At 67.9% G+C, this 19,625-nt stretch carries 15 protein-coding genes and 1 pseudogene; 11 read left to right on the top strand and 5 right to left on the bottom strand.

All coding sequences use genetic code 11. The features are described from left to right. Positions 1–40 precede the first annotated feature (40 nt). Both AC1DKN_RS08530 and AC1DKN_RS08535 read left to right on the top strand, forming a co-directional pair. The gene (locus AC1DKN_RS08530; RefSeq protein ID WP_476857835.1) at positions 41–937 is read left to right on the top strand and encodes a hydroxymethylpyrimidine/phosphomethylpyrimidine kinase; all 897 of its coding nucleotides are present in this window, start codon (positions 41–43) and stop codon (positions 935–937) included. A 31-nt stretch (positions 938–968) separates the two neighbouring features. Next, positions 969–1,331, top strand: coding sequence for an iron chaperone (locus tag AC1DKN_RS08535; protein WP_476857834.1), 363 nt, complete (start codon positions 969–971; stop codon positions 1,329–1,331). A gap of 91 nt (positions 1,332–1,422) precedes the next feature. Here AC1DKN_RS08535 and AC1DKN_RS08540 read toward each other — a convergent pair whose 3' ends face one another. The 3 genes from AC1DKN_RS08540 to AC1DKN_RS08550 form a co-directional block, all read right to left on the bottom strand. Then, positions 1,423–2,694: a serpin family protein gene (locus tag AC1DKN_RS08540; protein ID WP_476871023.1), complete on the bottom strand. Its 1,272-nt coding sequence runs from the start codon at positions 2,692–2,694 to the stop codon at positions 1,423–1,425. Positions 2,695–2,801: 107 nt separating this feature from the next. Continuing rightward, complete coding sequence (locus AC1DKN_RS08545) at positions 2,802–4,550, bottom strand: pyruvate dehydrogenase (RefSeq protein WP_223914492.1); 1,749 nt, start codon at positions 4,548–4,550, stop codon at positions 2,802–2,804. A gap of 237 nt (positions 4,551–4,787) precedes the next feature. Further along, positions 4,788–6,299, bottom strand: coding sequence for a helix-turn-helix transcriptional regulator (locus AC1DKN_RS08550; protein ID WP_028278044.1), 1,512 nt, complete (start codon positions 6,297–6,299; stop codon positions 4,788–4,790). Positions 6,300–6,440: 141 nt separating this feature from the next. Here AC1DKN_RS08550 and aceA point away from each other — a divergent pair, with 141 nt between their 5' ends. Together aceA and aceB are read left to right on the top strand one after the other, a co-directional pair. After that, positions 6,441–7,772, top strand: a complete 1,332-nt coding sequence (aceA, locus tag AC1DKN_RS08555; RefSeq protein ID WP_459383768.1) for an isocitrate lyase — start codon at positions 6,441–6,443, stop codon at positions 7,770–7,772. Between the two features lie 200 nt (positions 7,773–7,972). Beyond that, on the top strand, positions 7,973–9,637 hold the full coding sequence (gene aceB / locus AC1DKN_RS08560) for a malate synthase A (protein WP_476860060.1): 1,665 nt from the start codon (positions 7,973–7,975) through the stop codon (positions 9,635–9,637). Between the two features lie 219 nt (positions 9,638–9,856). On the opposite strand, the gene AC1DKN_RS08565 is transcribed toward aceB, so the two are convergent. Both AC1DKN_RS08565 and AC1DKN_RS08570 read right to left on the bottom strand, forming a co-directional pair. After that, a complete protein-coding gene (locus AC1DKN_RS08565; RefSeq protein WP_476871024.1) occupies positions 9,857–11,041 on the bottom strand; it encodes an MFS transporter in 1,185 nt (394 codons plus the stop codon). A 137-nt stretch (positions 11,042–11,178) separates the two neighbouring features. Continuing rightward, entirely contained in the window at positions 11,179–12,390 is a 1,212-nt protein-coding gene (locus tag AC1DKN_RS08570; RefSeq protein ID WP_476871025.1) for an ROK family transcriptional regulator, read from the bottom strand. A 254-nt stretch (positions 12,391–12,644) separates the two neighbouring features. Here AC1DKN_RS08570 and AC1DKN_RS08575 point away from each other — a divergent pair, with 254 nt between their 5' ends. The 7 genes and pseudogenes from AC1DKN_RS08575 to AC1DKN_RS08605 all read left to right on the top strand — a co-directional run bounded on the left by AC1DKN_RS08575 (position 12,645) and on the right by AC1DKN_RS08605 (position 19,613). After that, positions 12,645–13,400: a sugar phosphate isomerase/epimerase family protein gene (locus AC1DKN_RS08575; protein ID WP_476871026.1), complete on the top strand. Its 756-nt coding sequence runs from the start codon at positions 12,645–12,647 to the stop codon at positions 13,398–13,400. Continuing rightward, positions 13,397–14,539, top strand: a complete 1,143-nt coding sequence (locus tag AC1DKN_RS08580; protein ID WP_476860057.1) for a Gfo/Idh/MocA family protein — start codon at positions 13,397–13,399, stop codon at positions 14,537–14,539. The genes AC1DKN_RS08575 and AC1DKN_RS08580 overlap by 4 nt, the downstream gene beginning before the upstream one ends. Before the next feature lie 9 nt (positions 14,540–14,548). Then, positions 14,549–15,570 (top strand): annotated as a pseudogene (locus AC1DKN_RS08585) (Gfo/Idh/MocA family protein). 1 nt (position 15,571) lies between these two features. Then, the gene (locus AC1DKN_RS08590; RefSeq protein WP_476871027.1) at positions 15,572–16,567 is read left to right on the top strand and encodes a sugar phosphate isomerase/epimerase family protein; all 996 of its coding nucleotides are present in this window, start codon (positions 15,572–15,574) and stop codon (positions 16,565–16,567) included. Positions 16,568–17,060: 493 nt separating this feature from the next. Continuing rightward, complete coding sequence (locus AC1DKN_RS08595) at positions 17,061–18,164, top strand: baeRF11 domain-containing protein (RefSeq protein ID WP_476850530.1); 1,104 nt, start codon at positions 17,061–17,063, stop codon at positions 18,162–18,164. A gap of 66 nt (positions 18,165–18,230) precedes the next feature. Next, a complete protein-coding gene (locus tag AC1DKN_RS08600; RefSeq protein WP_476871028.1) occupies positions 18,231–18,767 on the top strand; it encodes an N-acetyltransferase family protein in 537 nt (178 codons plus the stop codon). A gap of 111 nt (positions 18,768–18,878) precedes the next feature. Beyond that, on the top strand, positions 18,879–19,613 hold the full coding sequence (locus AC1DKN_RS08605) for a DsbA family oxidoreductase (protein WP_230007786.1): 735 nt from the start codon (positions 18,879–18,881) through the stop codon (positions 19,611–19,613). Positions 19,614–19,625 lie beyond the last annotated feature (12 nt).

Below are 19,625 nucleotides of genomic sequence, written 5' to 3' on the forward strand. Positions count from 1 at the left end.
CACAATGCGCGCGGTTTTGGCGGGATGGCAGGATGGGACCATGACTTCTACCGCATTCGATTCCACCGCCCTGGCGGATGGCGCTGCTGCTTCCGATACAGCTACCGAGCCCGCCTCCTCCCCCGCCGTCGCGCTGACCATCGCAGGCTCCGAAGCGACCGGCGGCGCCGGCGCGCAGGCTGACCTGAAGACGTTCCAGGAACTCGGCGTCTTCGGGATCGCGAACCTGACCTGCATCGTGTCCTTCGACCCCAAGGACAACTGGAACCACCGCTTTGTCCCGGTGGACCAGCAGGTCATCGCGGACCAGCTGGAAGCCACGACGGCGGCCTACGGTGCCGCGTCCGGCGCACCGGCCGTGCTGGACACCGTCAAGATCGGCATGCTGGGCAGCCCGGCGACGATTTCGACCGTGGCCGCGGCGCTGGCGGCCGGGCAGTTCGCCAACGTGGTGCTGGATCCGGTGCTGATCTGCAAGGGCCAGGAGCCGGGCCACGCCCTGGACACCGACCAGGCGCTCAAGTCCCACATCCTGCCGCTGGCCACCTTCGTCACGCCCAACCATTTCGAGGCCGAGTCGCTCTCCGGGCTGGAGATTACCGACGTCGAGTCCCTCAAGGCCGCCGCGGTCCGCATCCATGAGCTCAGCGGCGCCGCGGTGCTCGCCAAGGGCGGCGTGCGGCTCGAAGGCCCCGACGCCGTCGACGTCTACTACGACGGCGAAACCCTGGAAGTCCTGTCCGCCCCGAAGGTGGGCGAGGTGGCAGTCTCCGGCGCCGGGTGCTCTTTGGCCGCGGCGGTGACGGCCGAGCTCGCCAAGGGTGCGACGCCGCTGGCCGCCGCCCGGACGGCGAAGGCGTTTGTGACCGCCGGCATCCGGAACCGTGTGGCCTCGGGCGCGCCGTTCGATGCCTTGTGGCAGGGCGGCCCGCGCTAACTCGTTGCTGGGATCGTTGGAGGGAACGGCAATGGCACAGCACTTTGAGTCCGTGGAGGAATACATCGCCTCGTTTCCTGCTGATGTGCAGGAGGCGCTGCAGGAGATCCGGCGATGCTGCCATGCGGCGGTACCCGGATCAGGGGAGAAGATCAGTTACGGCATCCCGACGATCACGCTCGGGGGCAGATACGTCGTATATTTCGCGGGCTGGGCGCACCACATCTCCGTCTACCCCGTGCCCGACGGCGACGAATCGCTAAGCACGGAACTCGCCCCCTACCGCGCCGCGAAGGGCACCCTGAAGTTCCCGTTGCGGAAGCCTGTCCCGTACGAGCTGATTGGAAAAGTGGCGGCGGCACTGGCACAAGAGCGCCGGAGCGGGACGCCCTAAGCCGTCGAGTTCGCCGGAGTCCCTCCAGTTCGCCGGAAGTTTGCGACGAACTGGAGGGCTTCCGGCGATGTGGGTCCCGGCAGGCCGCCCCTCAGCGCGGGTCCGCGACCTTCCCCATGAAGATCGGGAGCCCGGTTTCGGTGTGCACGACCTGGTAGAGGAACGGCCGGTCGAAGTCGATGGTCTGGTCCGGGAGGGGCGGCACACCGGTCACGGCGCCGTTGATCTGCGTCACGGCGGCGGCCACCGTTCCCTTCTCGGCAACGGTGATGTTGGCGGCCTGGGCGGCCTGCGTGAGCGTCAGCTTCGGCTGGATGGCGTCGAAGTCTTCGGTGGTGACCAGGGTCCTGGCCAGCCCCAGCGCTTCAAATACCTTCCGCAGGTCGAAGGTGCTCTTGTGGTCCCACTTGGGCAGGGAGATCAGTGCGGAGACCTCCGGGGCCGTGTCCAGGGCCGCCGCAATTGCCGTCAGCTTGGCCGCCGTGAGGCTCTCCGGCCCAACGCCAGGACCGGGCAGCACCAGCCGCATGGCAAAACCTTCTGCGTACGGCAGCTCGACCGCCCGCCAGCCGGGGCCCTCCGCATAGGCCAGCTGCAGCGAGTTGTACATGGTCGGCACGCTGATTTCCTCGCCACCGGACTTGGTGAAGGGGCTGTCCGAGGTGTCGTTCGGGTCGAAAGGCGACTGCCACGCCGCGGCGAAGTACAGGGCATTGAGGAGGCTGAACGTGTTGTCGCGATCGTACTCCGCAGGTGCTTTCTTGATCCGGCCGCCCGTGTTCTTATCCACCCAGGCATCCAGGGCCGGCCCCGTGGCGGCCTCATCCCGGAAGTCCACGGGGTACACCCCGGTGCCGTAGTGCCGGGCAAGGGTTTCCAGGTAGTTCTTTCCGGTTGGTACGTCCTTGTCCACAAACAGACCGTTGGCCGCATGCATGACCGGCGTCCGGGGCGGGTCCTTTTCGTCGACCGAGCCGGGATCACCGTCGTACGCAGCCAGGGACTCGAGCAGGGCGTTCATGGCCTCATCCCGGTTGCCGTCCGGGAGCCCCAGCATCTGGTCCATTTCGACGGCGGTCTCCCCGGACGCCCCTGCCCGCAGCATGGCGAGCGCGATCAGCAGGCTGCCGGGGGACGACACCACGTTCCCTTCGGCCCCTTCACCGCCGTCGGCCAGCAGCGCGGCTCCCAACGTCAGGGCGGAGGCCCGGAATGCCTGAAATTCGGCAGCGTACGCGGCGCGGTCCACCGGAACCCGTTCGACGCCGTCGGCCTTCACAAGCCCTGGTACCGGGGGCGCACAAGCCGTGAGCACCGCGATGGTTCCCACCGCCACAATTTTCGCCATGCGGTGATCTTTCATGGCCACCCCCTTCGCCTCGATTGGTGCGCAGTTCGCCGGAATGTCTCCAGTTCGCCGGAAATGTCCGGCGAACCGGGCAGCTTCCGGCGAGTTCGCCGGGCCCGCCCCTAGCGCCGCGGGACGTTCCGCAGGTTGCTCCGTGCCATGCTGACGGCCTCGCCGGCGCCCCGGTTCAGGACCACTTTGGACATGGCCGTGGCGAAGCCCAGGACCTGTGCGCCCTTGATCTTCGGCGGGAGGGACAGCGCCTTGGGGTCCGTGATGAGCTCCACCAGCGACGGGCCGGGGTGGGCGAAGGCTTCCCGGTACGCGGCCTCGATGCGGGACGGATCCGTGACGCGCTCGGCGTGGAAGCCCAGGGCCCGGGCAACGTCCGCGTAGTTGGCGTCCGGGACGTCGACGCCGAAGTCCGGGAGCCCGTCCACCAGCATTTCGAGTTTCACCATGCCCAGGGTGGAGTTGTTGAAGACCACCACGTTCACGGGCAGCCGGTGCGCGGCGACCGTAATGAGCTCGCCCAGCAGCATCGACAGGCCGCCGTCGCCGGAGACCGAAACCACCTGCCGGCCGGGGTATGCCAGCTGGGCGCCGATCGCGTGCGGCAGCGCGTTGGCCATGGACCCGTGCAGGTACGAGCCGATCAGCCGGCGGGTGCCCAGCGGGTTGATGTACCGGGCGGTCCAGACATTGCACATGCCGGTGTCCGCCGTGAAAATCGCGTCCCTCGCCGCCACCTGGTCCAGCAGCGAGGCCGCATATTCCGGGTGGATCGGCTGTTTCGTCCCGACGTTGCGGGTATACGCCCCCACGGCCTTGTTCATGAGCCGGTCGTGCTTCTTCAGCATCGCATCCAGGAAACGGCGGCTCTTCTTGGCCGTGACCAACGGCATGAGGGCGGCAAGGGTAGGGAGGACGTCGCCGTGCACTGCGACGTCGACGTCGGTCCGCCGCCCCAGTTTGTGCGCGGCCCGGTCCACCTGCGCCGTCCGGGTTCCGGGAAGGAACTGGTCGTACGGGAAGTCCGTTCCCAGCAGGATCAGCAGGTCCGCGTCCTCGATGCCCTCGGCCGCGGCGCCGTAACCCAGCAGCCCGGTCATGCCGATGTCATAGGCGTTGTCGTACTGCATGAAGTCTTTGCCGCGGAGGCTATGGCCGATCGGCGCCGCGATCAGCCCGGCGAGCGCAATCACCTCGTCGTGGGCGCCCTCGACGCCGGCACCGGCAAAGATGGCCACCTTGCCGGCGGCGTTGATGGCGTCGGCCAGTTCCTGCACACTCGCGGGGTCCGGCATCAGCGTCGCCGGCCGGAAGGTCGCCGGGGCCGGCGTTTCGGCCGTCGCCTCCAGGCCGGCGATGTCACCGGGAAGGGTCACGACGGCGACGCCCCTGAGGCCGACGGCGTGCTGGATGGCGCTGTGCATGACGCGGGGCGCCTGCTCCGCGGTGCTGATCAGCTCGGAGTAGACCGAGCACTCGTTGAAGAGCCGGTCGGGGTGGGTTTCCTGGAAGAAACTGCTGCCGATCTGCTTGCTGGGGATGTGAGAGGCGATGGCCAGCACCGGCGCCCCGGAACGGTTGGCGTCGTACAGGCCGTTGATCAGGTGCAGGTTGCCGGGTCCGCAGGAGCCGGCGCACACCGCGAGCCGGCCGGTCAGCTGGGCTTCCGCCGCCGCGGCGAAGGCGGCCGCCTCCTCATGCCGGACATGGATCCAGTCGATCCCGCCCTGTTGCGAGCCGCCAGTCTTGCGGACGGCGTCGACAATCGGGTTGAGGCTGTCCCCGACTATCCCGTAGATCCGCTGCACGCCGGCAGCCTGGAGTTGTTCGATGAGCTGGGTGGCAAGTTCCTTGGCCATGGGCGCACGCTCCCGCGAGATGGATCGATGAGCTGACACAGGCCAATATAGTCCGCCCGCCTGCCAGCCGCCCCCCACGGAACGCTCCCTCAGCTTTGGCAACCGATCGCCGAACGCTCCCTCACCTGATCTGAGGGAGCGCCGGGGAGCTTCGGGCCGGATCTGAGGGAGCGTCCCGCCAAAAACCGCAGGACCTGAGGGAGCGTCTGGGAAAATCCTGCAGAAGCTGCCGGAGGGTCAACTCCCCGAGTGCGCCTGCAGAAAGGAGTAGACCTCGGTCTCGTCCACGCCCGGGAAGGCGCCCGGCGGCATGGCCGCCAGCAGGTGGGAGTGGGCCCGGGCCGAGGGCCAGGCGTTCCCGGCCCATTCGGCGGTCAGCGACGCCGGCGGGCGGCGGCAGCAGCTTTCGTCCGGGCAGGTGGACTTGGACCGCTCGGTGGTGTCGCGGCCGCGGAACCACTTCACGTGCGCATACGGGACACCCACGGACAGGGAGAACTCCCCGTTCGCGGAGCGTTCCGTCCGGGCCGTGCACCAGTACGTCCCGGCCGGGGTGTCCGTGTACTGGTTGTAGGCGCTGAACTTGTCCGGGACGTCGAACACCACCCGGGACGTCCAGTTCCGGCACGAGAACTGACCCTCGATGGCGCCGGTGTGGTCCTGCGGGAACGTCACGCCGTCGTTCTCGTAGGCCTTGTAGATGATGCCGCTCTTGTGCGTCTTCTGGAAGTGCGTGCGGATGCCCAGGTGCTGGGTGGCCAGGTTGGTGAAGCGGTGCGCGGCGGTCTCGTAGGACACCGCGAAGGCATCCCGGATGTCCTCGACCGCGATTTCCTTGGCCTGCTTGGCCTCCTGCAGGAATGCCACGGTGGCCTGCTCGGGCAGCAGCAGCGCGGCGGCGAAGTAGTTCGTGGCCACGCGCTGCATCAGGAAATCGCCGTAGTTGTTCGGCGTCTGGTGGCCCAGGACGTAATGGCCCAGCGCCTGCAGCAGCACCGAACGGGGGTCGTGATCGCTGCGGGCGTTCTGCGTGAGATAAATTCGGCGGTTCTTAAGATCAGTCACCGAACGCGTGGAATGAGGGAGATCACCCACATGGTGGAGGCTGAATCCGAGATGCCCGGCGATGTCCGAAATGACGTGGTGGGACAGCGGACCGCTGGTGTGGCCCACCGAGGCCAGGACCTTCTGCGCCTCGGCCTCATACTCGGGGAAATAGTTGTTCCTCTCGCGCATCATCGCGCGCAGTTCACCGTTCGCGCGGCGGGCCTCCTCCGGCGTCGCGACCTGCTCATTGAGCCGGCGTTCAAGCTCATGCTGCAGGCCCACCATCGACTCCAGCACATCCATCGGAAGCCGCGAACTGATGCGGATCTTGGGCAGGTTCAGGGACTCATAGATGGGGCTGCGCTGGTACCGTTCCAGCTCGATCTCCAGCGCCGCACGCCGGTTGGGCGGCTCCGCGCCGAGCAGTTCGTCGATGCTCACCCCGAGTGCCGCTGCAAGCTGCTGGAGCAGACCAAGCTTGGGCTCGCGTTTGCCGTTTTCCATCAGGCTCAGCTGGCTGGGGGCCGTCCCGACGGCGGCACTCAGGTCGTCGAGCGTGAGCCCTGCCGCCTTGCGCAGATGCCGGACGCGCCGGCCCAGGCTGATGACATCCACCTCCGGCGCTGCGGGCGCGGACGACGCAAGGGCTTGGCGGTTCCAGCTGGTTGAGTGCATTTCTTGAGAATACGCGAAGAAGTGCATTTCTTTCCATAGCTTTGGTCTAGAAACCCCTTGGAAAGTGCAGAAAAGTAGAACTCACGGAAAGATTCACTATCCGGGAACAACCAGCCAGGCTCTGCAGAGACGCAGACTGACCGGCCCGGACCCACCAAGGAGACAAAGATGACTGCAGCATTTGAGCCCACCCAGCAGACGCCCGAGCAGCAGGCCGCCGCACTGGAGCTCGAGTGGGCCGCCAACCCCCGCTGGGAAGGTGTGACCCGGGACTACAAGGCCTCCGACGTCATCCGCCTCCGCGGCCGCGTCTCCGAAGAACACACCCTCGCCCGGCGCGGCTCCGAAAAGCTGTGGAAGCAGCTCACCGAAGAGCACAAGACCGGCGGCTACACCAACGCCCTCGGCGCCCTGACCGGCAACCAGGCCGTGCAGCAGGTCAAGGCCGGCCTCCGCGCCATCTACCTCTCCGGCTGGCAGGTCGCCGCGGACGCCAACAACTCCGGCCACACCTACCCGGACCAGTCGCTCTACCCCGCCAATTCCGTTCCCACGGTGGTCCGGCGCATCAACAACGCCCTGCTCCGCGCGGACCAGATCGAGTTCTCCGAAGGCATCCAGACCGTCGAGGACTGGATGGTCCCGATCGTGGCCGACGCCGAGGCAGGCTTCGGCGGCCCGCTGAACGCCTACGAGCTCATGAAGTCCATGATCCAGGCCGGCGCCGCGGGCGTGCACTGGGAAGACCAGCTCGCCTCGGAAAAAAAGTGCGGCCACCTCGGCGGCAAGGTCCTGATCCCCACCCAGCAGCACGTCCGGACGCTGAACGCGGCCCGGCTCGCCGCCGACGTCGCCGGTACCCCGTCGGTCATCATCGCCCGCACCGACGCCGAGGCGGCCACCCTGATCACCTCCGACGTCGACGAGCGTGACCAGGAATTCATCCTCCGCGAAGGCGGCCAGCCGGTCCGCACCCCGGAGGGCTTCTACAAGGTCCGCAACGGGATCGAACCCTGCATCGCCCGCGCCAAGGCCTACGCCCCGTACTCCGACCTCATCTGGATGGAGACGGGCACCCCGGACCTGGAACTGGCCCGCAAATTCGCGGAATCCGTCAAGGCCGAGTTCCCGGACCAGATGCTCTCCTACAACTGCTCGCCGTCGTTCAACTGGCGCAAGCACCTCGATGACGCCACGATCGCGAAGTTCCAGCGCGAACTCGGCGCCATGGGCTTCACCTTCCAGTTCATCACCCTGGCCGGCTTCCACGCCCTGAACTACTCGATGTTCGACCTCGCCCACGGCTACGCCCGGGAAGGCATGAGCGCGTACGTCGAGCTGCAGGAGAAGGAATTCGCCTCCGAGTCCCGCGGCTACACCGCCACCAAGCACCAGCGCGAAGTCGGCACCGGCTACTTCGACGACATCGCCACCGCGCTCAACCCGAACGCATCCACCCTGGCCCTGGTGGGATCCACCGAAGAAGGCCAGTTCCACTAGAACTCACGACGGCGGCAGTTCCGCCAGCGGACCGAACGCTCCTCCGCGTGCTATTCCCCATTGCCGCCTTCGCCATTGCCCACCTCGGCGGGGCGGCAATGGGGCCCCTTTTACGCACGCTTCCGGAGCATCTGGCCCGCCGTCTTCAGCGCACGTCACCACCCGCCGTCGAACTTTTGCTTCTCCAAGGAGAGATTGAGATGAACAGCTTCACTGACAACTTCACTATCAACGGGATCACGTTGACCGCGCAGCCGATTTGCCGGCAGAGCGAGGTCCTCACGCCGGACGCGCTGGCGTTTGTTGCCAAGCTGCACAAGGCCACGGCAGGGCCCCGTCGGGAGCTGCTGCAGGCACGGCAGGAACGCCGCCAGCAGATCTCCAAGGGCCAGGACCCGCGGTTCCTGCGCGAGACCGAGTCCGTCCGCAACGACCCGAACTGGCGCGTGGCTCCCCCGGCCCCGGGCCTGGAGGACCGCCGCGTGGAAATCACCGGGCCGGTCGACAAGAAGATGACGATCAATGCGCTGAATTCCGGCGCCAAGGTGTGGCTCGCGGACATGGAGGACTCCTCCACGCCGTCCTGGCGCAACGTGATCCAGGGCCAGCTGAACCTCACCGATGCGCTGGAGCGCCGGATCGACTTCACTTCCCCGGAGGGCAAGGAGTACAAGCTGCGCCCGGCCGGGGAACTGCCCACAGTCGTGGTCCGCCCCCGCGGCTGGCACCTGCCGGAAAAGCACATGCTCATCGATGGCACGCCTATTGCCGGCGGGATCGTGGATTTTGGCTTGTACTTCTTCCACAACGCCCGCCGCCTGATCGCCCAGGGCAAAGGTCCGTACTTCTACCTGCCGAAGATCGAGAGCCACCTCGAGGCCCGGCTGTGGAACGACATCTTCATCATGGCGCAGGACCTGCTGGGTATCCCGCAGGGCACCATCCGCGCGACCGTGCTGATCGAGACCATCACCGCGGCGTTCGAAATGGAGGAGATCCTCTACGAACTCCGGGACCACGCCGCGGGCCTGAACGCCGGCCGCTGGGACTACATCTTCTCCCTGATCAAGAACTTCCGCACCCGGGGACCGCGCTTCGTGCTCCCGGACCGCGGCCAGGTCACCATGACCCAGCCGTTCATGCGCGCCTACACCGAGCAGCTGGTCCGGGCCTGCCACAAGCGTGGCGCCATGGCGATCGGCGGCATGGCCGCCGCCGTCCCCAACCGCAAGGATGCGGACGCCAACGCGATCGCCTTCGAGAAGGTCCGCGCGGACAAGACCCGTGAGGCGAACGACGGCTTCGACGGTTCCTGGGTGGCGCACCCGGACCTGGTGCCGGTCTGCCGCGAGGTGTTCGACGCCGTCCTCGGCGAGCGTCCGAACCAGCTCGAGCGCCTCCGCGAAGACGTCACCGCGGACGACCGCGCGCTCCTGGACATCTCCGCGACCACCGGAACCATCACTGAGCAGGGGATCCGGAACAACATCGAAGTGGGGATCCGCTACATCGAATCCTGGCTGCGCGGCAACGGCGCGGTGGCCATCCACAACCTGATGGAGGACGCCGCCACCGCGGAAATCTCCCGCTCGCAGCTGTGGCAGTGGATCTTCGCCCGGGCCATCACTGACCACGGCGACGTAATCACCCGGGAGTGGGTGGAGGACATGCTGGACGAGGAATTCGCCAAACTGGAGCGCTTCGAAGGAGACCGTTTCGCCGACGCGCGGGACATCTTCGAGGAAGTCACCCTCAGCAGCGAATTCCCGGCCTTCCTGACGCTGCCGGCCTACGACCGCTTCCTGCATGAAGCGCGCGACGGCGCCGACGCCGCCAGCGGGGACCCCGCACTGGTTCCGGCGTAGGACTCCGCGTCCCGGGCAACCGGGTCCGCACAGATTTCCGTTGGCTGGACTGCCAGGCCCTTCGCAACAGGCACCCCGAAATCCGGGTGGCAGTCCAGCAACGGAAAATCCCCCCGTGCTCGACAACGGCGTCGAGACGACAGGTAAGGCCCATGTTCCCCGCGAACATGGGCCTTACCTGTCGTCTCGATTGACATCACCCCGGCGCGCGACAGCGAGTCAGTGGGGCTTCGGCACCCGCCGCAGCGACAGCGAGGTGCCCAGGATGAACGCGGCCACCGAGCCCAGGATCATCAGCAGCGGTCCGGTCCAGGCGCCGGTGGTCCCGTGGACGTAGCCCAGCAGGGTCGGCGCCACTGCCCCGAAGGAGTATCCCGTCCCCTGGACGACGGCGGACATCCGGGCCGCCGAGGTCTGGTCCCGCGCCAGCCGGATAATGGCCAGGAAGATCAGCGTGATGCCGCCGCCTTGGGCCACACCGCCGAAGGAACACCACAGCCACCACAGCTCCGGTGCCAGCAGCAGGCCCACGGGTACGGTGAGCCACAGCAGCCCCAGGGCGAGGCCCACCGCCGTCGTACTGGCGAACCGGGCCGCCAGCGGCACGCCCAGTCCGCCCACAATGGCCAGGATCTGGAAGAGCGAGGACCCTGCCCCGGCGGCTGCGGGCGCCATGCCGAGTTCGTCCGAGAGCAGGCTCGGCAGCCAGGCGGTCACTCCGTAGTAGGAGAACGCCTGCCCGGCGAACCCGAAGGTCAGCGCTGCCGTGATCCACCGGGAGGTGAGCTTCCCGGGCCGCCGCGGGTCCGCCGCAGTGACGGCGGCCGGAATAAAGGCCCGCCGGCCAACCGCGATCACCCACACGGCGGCGGCCGCCACCGCGAACAGGCCACTGGCGGCAATCGCGGGCCGCCAGCCCAGGAGTTCAGCCAGCGGCGCCGACACCATGGAGGTCAGGAACGAGCCGATGTTCAGTGCCGCGGTGTAGGTGCCCATTGCCGCGCCTTGCCGGGCGGGGGTGAAGTCACGGCGGATGATCAGCGGGACCACGATGTTGCCGATCGTAATGGCGACGCCGAGGATCACCGTGCCCAGCATGACCAGGGCACCCCCGCCGGCCGAGCGGACCACGACGCCGAAGAGCACCCCGAGCAGGGTCAGGGTGATGGCGAATTCTGGCCCCAACTTGCGCCCGGCCAGCGAGGCCAGGGGCGCGGCCAGTGCAAAGCACAGGACCGGGATGCCGGTCAGGAATCCCAATTCCACCGGGGTGAACCCGAGATCGTCCTCCAGTTGGGCGATCACCGGCGCCACCGCCACCAACGGGCCGCGCATGTTCAGCGCGATCAGCCCGATCGCGAGCATGAGGAGCCAGCCGCGCGGCGCCCGGGCCACGCTGCTCATGGGGCGGCCCGTAGCCCGGCGGCCGGGCAGAAATATGATTTCATCAGTCCCATTGCTGTCACGGGCCCCGGCCGCGCCTTCGGAATGTGACGCTTTCCGGGACACCCCTGCCGGGCGCGCCGCTTTCCGGGACACCCCTAGCCCGTGGCCTGCAGGGTCGCTTCAATGACCGCGGGTGAGAGCACATGCTGCGTGACCATCTGGCTGGCGCCGAGGATCGCGGCCTGGTCACCGGCCCGGGACACGCCGATCCGCAGGTGCGCCGTGGCCAGCGGCAGCGAGCGCCGGTAGACCACCTCGCGGACGCCGGCCATCAGATGCTCCCCGGCCTGGCCGAGGCTTCCGCCGATCACAATCACCGAGGGGTTCAGCAGGTTAACGACCATGGAGAGGACGTCGCCGAGGTCCCTGCCGGCCTGCCGCAGCGCCTGGATGGCCTGCAGGTTCCCTTCGGCGACCAGGCGCAACACATCGCCGCCGTCGTGCGCCGGCAGGCCCTGCCGCGTCAGCGCCTTGGCGACGGCGGGCCCGGACGCCAGGGCTTCGAGGCACCCGTAGTTCCCGCACCGGCACAGCACGTCATCGCCACGCGGAACCCGGACGTGTCCGAGGTCGCCGGCCGTCCCGTTGGCTCCGCGCTGGAGCTGGCCGCTGCTGATGATGCCCGCCCCGATGCCGGTGGCCACCTTGATGAACAGGAAGTTTTCGACGTCAGGCCAGTGCGCCGTGCGCTCCCCCAGCGCCATGATGTTCACGTCGTTGTCCACCAGGACCGGCACCGGAAGGGACCGCTGGACGTGGCGGACGACGTCGAACCCGTCCCAGCCGGGCATGATTGGCGGCTTCACCGGCATGCCGGTGGCGTGTTCCACGGGCCCCGGGAGCCCGATGCCGGCGCCGGCCAGGTCCCCAATTCCCCGGCCGGCCCCGCCGAGCAGCTGCAGCCCTTCCTCGATCACCCGGTCCAGGACAACCACCGGGCCGTCGGCGACGTCCTGCGCCAGCCGGCGCTCCGCGAGCACCGTCCCGCCGAGGTCCGTGACGGCGATGATCACGTGGGTGGCCCCGACATCCACCGCCAGAACGACGCGGGCCGCCGGGTTGAAGGCAAAGCGCGACGGCGGGCGGCCGCCGCTGGAGCTCGCCTCCCCGGCGGGGCCGACGAGCCCGGAGACCATCAGCGCGTCGATGCGGGAAGCGACAGTGGACCGGGCGAGCCCGGTGGTCAGGGCCAGCTCCGCGCGGGTCCGGGCCTTGCCGTCGCGCAGGAGCTGGAAGAGGTCTCCGGCGCGGGACAGGCTGCCGCCGGCCTCGGGGGTTGCGGGCTCGGTGCCGGTGGGCGTACTCATGAGTAAGTGATAGCACGAAGATCTTCTGCATGTCACGCTTCACAAAGATTGACACGTAGGGTCCAACTTTTGCTTGACGCCCGGCAAAAGTCTCCCTAGTTTGGAGCCATCGTGTTCTCCGCTCCAGACAAATCATCTCGCTGCCCATGGGCGTGCAGTCCTTCTTCGCGCAGAATCAAACGGAATGGACGCCCCTTCCCGCCGTCAGGGCTGACCCTCACACCTTCGAAGCCGAACTCGTGCAAAGGAATCCCGTGTCTTATTCAATCCAGCTGTACACCCTCCGCAACGCCCTCCAAGAAGACTTGCCCGGCACCATCAAAAAGGTCGCCGAACTCGGTTTCACCCAGGTTGAGCCCTACAACTTCGTCGCCACGGCCGCCGAGCTCGGCGCTGCCCTGAAGGAGAACGGCCTGACCGCCCCGTCCGGCCACGCCCCGCTGCTGAGCCAGGACCAAGACGAAATCTTCGCCGCGGCCAAGGAGTTGGGCATCACCACGGTGATCGACCCCTACCTCCCGGCCGAGCACTGGCAGTCCGCCGAGGACATCCAGGCCACCGCAGCGAGGCTCAACGCCGCCGCCAAGAAGGGCGCCGGGTACGGCATCCGCATCGGCTACCACAACCACGCCTGGGAGCTGGAGTCCAGCATCGAGGGCCAGACCGCCCTGGAGTACTTCGAGGGACTCCTGGACCCGGAACTCGTCCTGGAAGTGGACACCTACTGGGCCGCCGTCGGCGGCCAGGACCCGGTGCAGCTGCTGCAGCGCCTCGGCGACAGGGTCAGATTCATCCACATCAAGGACGGCCCCGTCTCCACGGACACCAAGGCGCAGCAGCCGGCCGGGCAGGGCAAGATCGCCGTGCGGGACGTCATCGCCGCGGCGCAGTCCCTCGAAGTCGGCGTCGTGGAATTCGACGACTACTCCGGCGACATCTTCGACGGCATCGCCCAGAGCCTGGGCTACCTGCAAAGCGGTTCCGCCGGCGCGCAGGGCGTGAACGCATGAGCGCCGCACCGAACCGTGTAGCAACGAACCGTGCCGCCGGCCGCGGCCCCGTGGGCGTCGCCGTCATCGGCGCCGGCAACATCAGCAAGCAGTACCTGGACAACCTGACCGTCTTCCCCGACCTTAAGGTCCAGGTGATCGCCGACCTCTTCGAGGAGGCGGCCGGGGCGCGGGCCAAGGAATACGGCATCCCGGAGTGGGGCGGGGTGGACGCCGCCCTGAACCACCCCGACGTCGAAATCATCGTCAACCTGACCATCCCGGCCGCGCACGTGGAAGTGGCCACGGCCGCCGTCGATGCCGGCAAACACGTCTGGACGGAAAAGCCGTTCTCGCTGGACCGCGATTCCGGCCTGGGCCTGCTGAAAACGGCCGACGCCGCGGGGCTGCGGCTGGGCTGCGCCCCGGATACGTTCCTGGGCGCCGGGCTGCAGACTGCCCGGCGGCTGATCGAACGTGGCGACATCGGCACCCCGCTGACGGCCATGACCACGTTCCAGACGCCCGGGCCGGAATCGTGGCACCCCAACCCCGCGTTCCTCTTCCAGCACGGCGCCGGGCCGCTGTTCGACATGGGCCCGTACTACCTCACAGCCCTGGTGCAGACGTTCGGCTCCGTGCGCCGCGTGGCCGCGACCGGTTCCAAGGCAAAGGAGGTCCGGGTCATCGGTTCCGGCCCCAAGGCCGGCGAGGAATTCACGGTCGAGGTCCCCACCCACGTCTCCGCCATGGCCCAGTTCGAGTCCGGCGCGTCCTCCCACAGCGTGTTCAGCTTCGAGTCCCCGCGGCTGCGGATGGGCTTCGTGGAGATCACCGGGACCGAGGCCACCATCTCGCTGCCCGATCCAAACTACTTCGACGGCGACATCAAGCTCTGGCGCGCCGGCGACGAGGAATGGACCGTTATTCCGGCCACCGGCCCCAGCCAGGGCCGCGGCATGGGCGTGCTGGACATGGCACGCTCCATCCGCGCCGGCGTTCCGCACCGCGCCACCGGCAACCTCGCCTACCACGTCCTGGACACCATGGTCTCGATCTCCGAGTCGGTCGATTCGGGCACGTTCATCGATGTGGAAAGCTCCGCGCCCACCTCCGCAGCCCTCCCCGAGGACTGGGACCCCACCGCTTCCACACTCTAGGGACCAGCAATGAATTCCCACGAAACCACCCCCGGCCCCGCCGCCGGTTCACGTTTGGGTGTGGCCATGATCGGGTACGCGTTCATGGGCAAGGCCCACTCGAACGCCTGGCGGAATGTTGCCAGCTACTTCGACGTCCCGGCGTTCGAACGGCGCGTCCTGGTCGAAAACCACTGGCCAACACCCTCGCCGAGGCCGAGGCCATGACCGCGGCAGCGCAGGCAGCCCGGGAGCGAGGGGTGCAGTCCATGATCGGCTTCAACTACCGCCGGGTCCCGGCCCAGGCGCTGGCCCGGGAGCTGATCGCGGAGGGCCGGCTCGGCGCCGTCCGGCACGTCCGGGCCGCCTACCTGCAGGACTGGCTCGTGGACCCGGATGCGCCCATGACGTGGCGGCTGAACAAGGACACCGCCGGGTCCGGGGCGCTGGGCGACATTGCCAGCCACGCGATCGACCAGGTGCTGTTCCTCCTGGGCGAGCCGGTCACCGAGGTCTCCGGCCGGCTGCACACCTTCACGCCGCGGCGACCGGGCGCTGCCGGGCTGGAGGAGGTGACGGTCGACGACGCCGCCTGGGCCACGCTGACCCTCGCCTCCGGGGCCATCGCCTCGGTGGAGGTCTCCCGGGTGGCCGCCGGGCGGAAGAACTCGCTCACGCTGGAGATCTATGGCGACAAGGGAGCCCTGCTCTTCGATCTGGAGGACCTGAACGAGCTCTGCTTCCTGGACGCCACAGTGCCGGTCCGCGAACAGGGCTTCCGCCGGATCCTCGTCAACGAACCCGAGCACCCGTACCTTGAAGCATGGTGGCCGCAGGGCCACGTGATCGGCTGGGAACACACGTTCACGCACGAGATCCGCGACTTCCTCACCGCGGTGGGCAACGGAACCCAGCCGTCGCCGTCGTTCGAGGACGGCCTGAGCGTCCAGCGGATCCTCGCCGCCGTGGAGGAAAGCACCGCGGCCAAAAGTTCACTCATCCAGCTCACCCCGTCCGCACGGACCACCCAAACGATTACCGAAGGAACCTGACATGCCCCGCCTGTACACCCTGTTCACCGGCCAGTGGGCCGACCTGCCCTTCGAGGAAGTCGCCCGCCTGGCCTCCGGCTGGGGCTACGACGGCCTGGAAATCGCCGTGTCCGGCGACCACCTGGACGCCTGGCGCTGGGACGAACCCGGCTACGTCGAATCCAAGCTGGCCGTGCTGGAGAAGTACAACCTCAAGGTCTGGGCCATCTCCAACCACCTCAAGGGCCAGGCGGTGTGCGATGACCCGATCGACTTCCGGCACGAGGCGATCGTCGGGGCCAGGGTCTGGGGCGACGGCGACCCCGAAGGCGTCCGCCAACGCGCCGCAGAGGAAATGAAACACACCGCCCGGCTCGCCAAAGCCCTCGGCGTCGACACCGTGGTCGGGTTCACCGGATCCTCCATCTGGCAGTACGTCGCGATGTTCCCGCCCGTGCCGGAAAAGGTCATCGAGGCCGGCTACCAGGACTTCGCCGACCGCTGGAACCCCATCCTGGACGTGTTCGACGAAAACGGTGTCCGCTTCGCACACGAGGTCCACCCCTCCGAGATCGCCTACGACTACTGGACCACCGTCCGCACCCTCGAGGCGATCGGGCACCGCGAGGCCTTCGGCCTGAACTGGGACCCCTCCCACTTCATGTGGCAGGGCATCGACCCCGTCTCCTTCATCTGGGACTTCAAGGACCGGATCTACCACGTGGACTGCAAGGACACGAAGCTGCGCCCCACCGGCCGCAACACCGTGCTGGGCTCGCACCTGCCCTGGGGCGACCCGCGCCGTGGCTGGGACTTCGTCTCCGCCGGCCGCGGCGACGTGCCCTGGGAATCGTCCTTCCGCGCCCTGACCGCAATCGGCTACGACGGCCCCATCTCGATCGAATGGGAAGACGCGGGCATGGACCGGCTCCACGGCGCCCCCGAAGCCCTCGCCGCGCTGAAGAAGTTCGACTTTCCGGCCTCGAACACCTCCTTCGACGCCGCCTTCAAGCAGTAGCGGGGCACGCCGTAACGGCGGCACGGGCAGAATCCGCTACGTTTCCGGACACCTGGGACGAAACCGGCCCGGCGCACCGCGGATCCGCGCTGCGCCGGACCGATTTCGTGGCCCTGGTCCGATTCCGTAGCGGAAACCAGGCCGAATCGTCACAGTCCACAGCTGTCATCGTCGGGAGCTTCGAGTGCCGGAACTCCCGGAAAACACCATCGCACCGCGGGAACTTCAGCCCGGCCAGCGCTGCGAGGTCTGGATCGCGTCCGTCACCGGTGAGCGCGAGCTGGCGTTCCCCAACGTGGACGTGCTCCTTGAGGCGCCGAACACCTCCCGAGTGCAAGTTCCGCCGACTGTTGACATGGGACTCCGAGCGGTCCGATGCTGAGCTGATCCGGTATTGCTTACCCCTCGGTGCGGCTTTGCGCATCGAGCAGGTGCAGGAACATTCCCCCTCCTCGTGCGACCCAGCCGAGAGATAGCAAAAAGGAGCACCCCCATGCACATCGATATGCCGACCCGGGACGACGTGGAACGGCTGGCCGCCGCGCGCGATCCACACAGCGTCACCGTGTATCTTTCGACGAGCAGCGTCCCTGCCCATTCGGAGGACAATCAGTCCAGAGCCCGGTCCTTGTTCAGTTCCGCCGTCGCACAGCTCCGCGAAGCGGGAAGCAACGACGCGGTCGTCGCGATAGAAACGTTTCTCGACGAGCTGCTGGGATCCCCGGAATTCTGGTTTGAGATGGGGCGGAGCCTGGCCATCTTCGTGACGCCGACTTCGATTCTCGAGTTCCGTTTGCCCAACGATCTCGAAGACCACGTGAGCGTGGCCGATCGTTTCGCCATCACACCGCTGCTCCGTGCCCTCACCTTCCCCAACGCGGCGCTCGTGCTCGCCATCTCCCAGAACGGGGCACGGCTCATCGAGGTCACGGCGGACCGACCGGCCGAAGAGGTCACGGTACCGGGCATGCCACAGGGTGCAGCCAGTGCCGTCGGGCTCGAATCGATCGGCGGCCGCTCCCACTTCGGGCGGCTGCATGGCGACGAGGGACGAAAGGTACGGCTAGCCCAGTACGCCCGTTCCGTCGACCACGTGCTTCGTCCATTGTTGAACGGGCAGTCTCTGCCGCTGGTGATCGCTGCGACGGAGCCGCTCGCGAGCATCTACCGCAACCTCGCAGGATACGCCCACCTCGCGTCCGAGGGCATCGAGGGGAACCCCGATGAACTGACCCCGGCCCAATTGGCGGAAGCGGCGCGTGGCGTACTTGACCGGATCTATGCGGCCGATCTTGTTGCCCTGCAAACGACGTTTGAAGAGCGTCGCCCCAGCGGCCGCGGCACCGCCGACCTCAGCGACTTGGCGCGGGCCGCCGCCTTCGGCGCCATTGCGACGCTTGCTGTGGACATGGATGCCAGTGTCAAAGGTGCTGTCGGAGACGACGGCGCGCTCACCCTTGACGGTGACACCGGACAGGACGTGGTCGAGGAAATCGCCCGTCGGGCCCTCGGCTCGGGCGCCCGGGTCTTCGCCGTGCGCCGATCCGACATGCCGGAAAATGTGGAGGCCGTCGGAATCCTCCGCTACGCCATCTGATATGTAGCCCCCAACCACGCCAGTTCTTGTTGATGCCCGGGCCCCGCCGCGGGCTAGGGTTTAGCCATGACGCACCGGATCCGGACAGCAACCGCGGACGACGCCGGGAAGCTGGCCGCACTCGCGGCCGTCACCTTCCCGCTCGCGTGCCCGCCGGAGTCCCGGCCGGAGGACATCGCGGCCCACCTCGCCAATACCCTGAGCGAGGCCAATTTCCGGGCCTATCTGGCAGATCCGGAGGTCACGGTGCTGGTGATCGACGCCGACGGTGACCTCCGCGGTTACAGCCTGCTGGTGGCCGGCCCTACCCGGGATCCGGACGTAGCCGCGGTCCTGAGCGAATTGCAGTGCACCGAGCTCAGCAAGTGCTACGTCCATCCCGAGCACCACGGACTCGGCGCCTCGGCCGAACTGATGCACGCCAGCATCGGCGCGGCTGCGGAAGCCGGCGCCCGCGGGCTCTGGCTCGGCGTGAACAGCCAGAACGCCCGGGCCATCCGGTTCTACGAAAAGTCCGGCTTCCGCAAGGTCGGCACCAAGTCCTTCCAGCTCGGCACCACCGTGGAGCACGACTTCGTGATGGAGCGCCCAGTCGCGCCGTGAGGCCGCGGGCGCCGGCCGGCCCTCAGCCGGGAGGACCCTTAGCCGTGGGGCCGTGACGAAGCCGACAGGCCGCCGGGGAATGGACCCGGCGGCGGCGCGGTTGTTGCGGGCATGAAGATTGAGATCTGGTCCGACGTCGCCTGCCCCTGGTGCTACATCGGCAAACGCCGTTTCGAAACCGCCCTCGCGGCCTTCCCGCACCGCGATTCCGTGGAGGTGCAGTGGCGCAGCTACCAGCTGGACCCCACGCTCCCGGAGCACTACGACGGCACCGAACTGGACTACCTGAGCACGCGCAAGGGCATGGCGCCGGCGCAGGTATCGCAGATGTTCGAGCACGTCGCGGCCCAGGCCAAGGGCGAGGGGCTGAACTACCGGTTCGACGCCGTCGTGGTCGCCAACAGCTTCACGGCCCACCGACTGATCCACCTCGCCGCCGCCCACGGCCAGCAGGACGCCGCGAAGGAACGCCTGCTCAGCGACCACTTCGAGCATGGCAAGGACATCGGCAGCCAGGACTACCTGACCGCCCTGGGCCTGGACCTCGGACTCGATGCGGGCGAACTGGCGGAACTGTTCAGCACCGAGGCCTACGCCGACGCCGTCCGCAACGACATCGTCGAGGCCCGCGCCCTGGGCATCAGCGGCGTCCCGTTCTTCGTGATCGACCGGAAGTTCGGACTCTCCGGTGCCCAACCCGCCGAAACCTTCACCGCCGCCCTCGAGCAGGCGTGGCAGGACAGCCACCCGCTGGTCATGGTGGGCGCCGGCGCGGAGGCTGCGGACGCCACCACCGATTCCCCCGCGGAATCCGGCGCCTGCGGCCCGGACGGCTGCCCCGTCTGAGCCCGGCATCGT

It is taken from the genome of Arthrobacter sp. 01N444 (assembly GCF_056399305.1).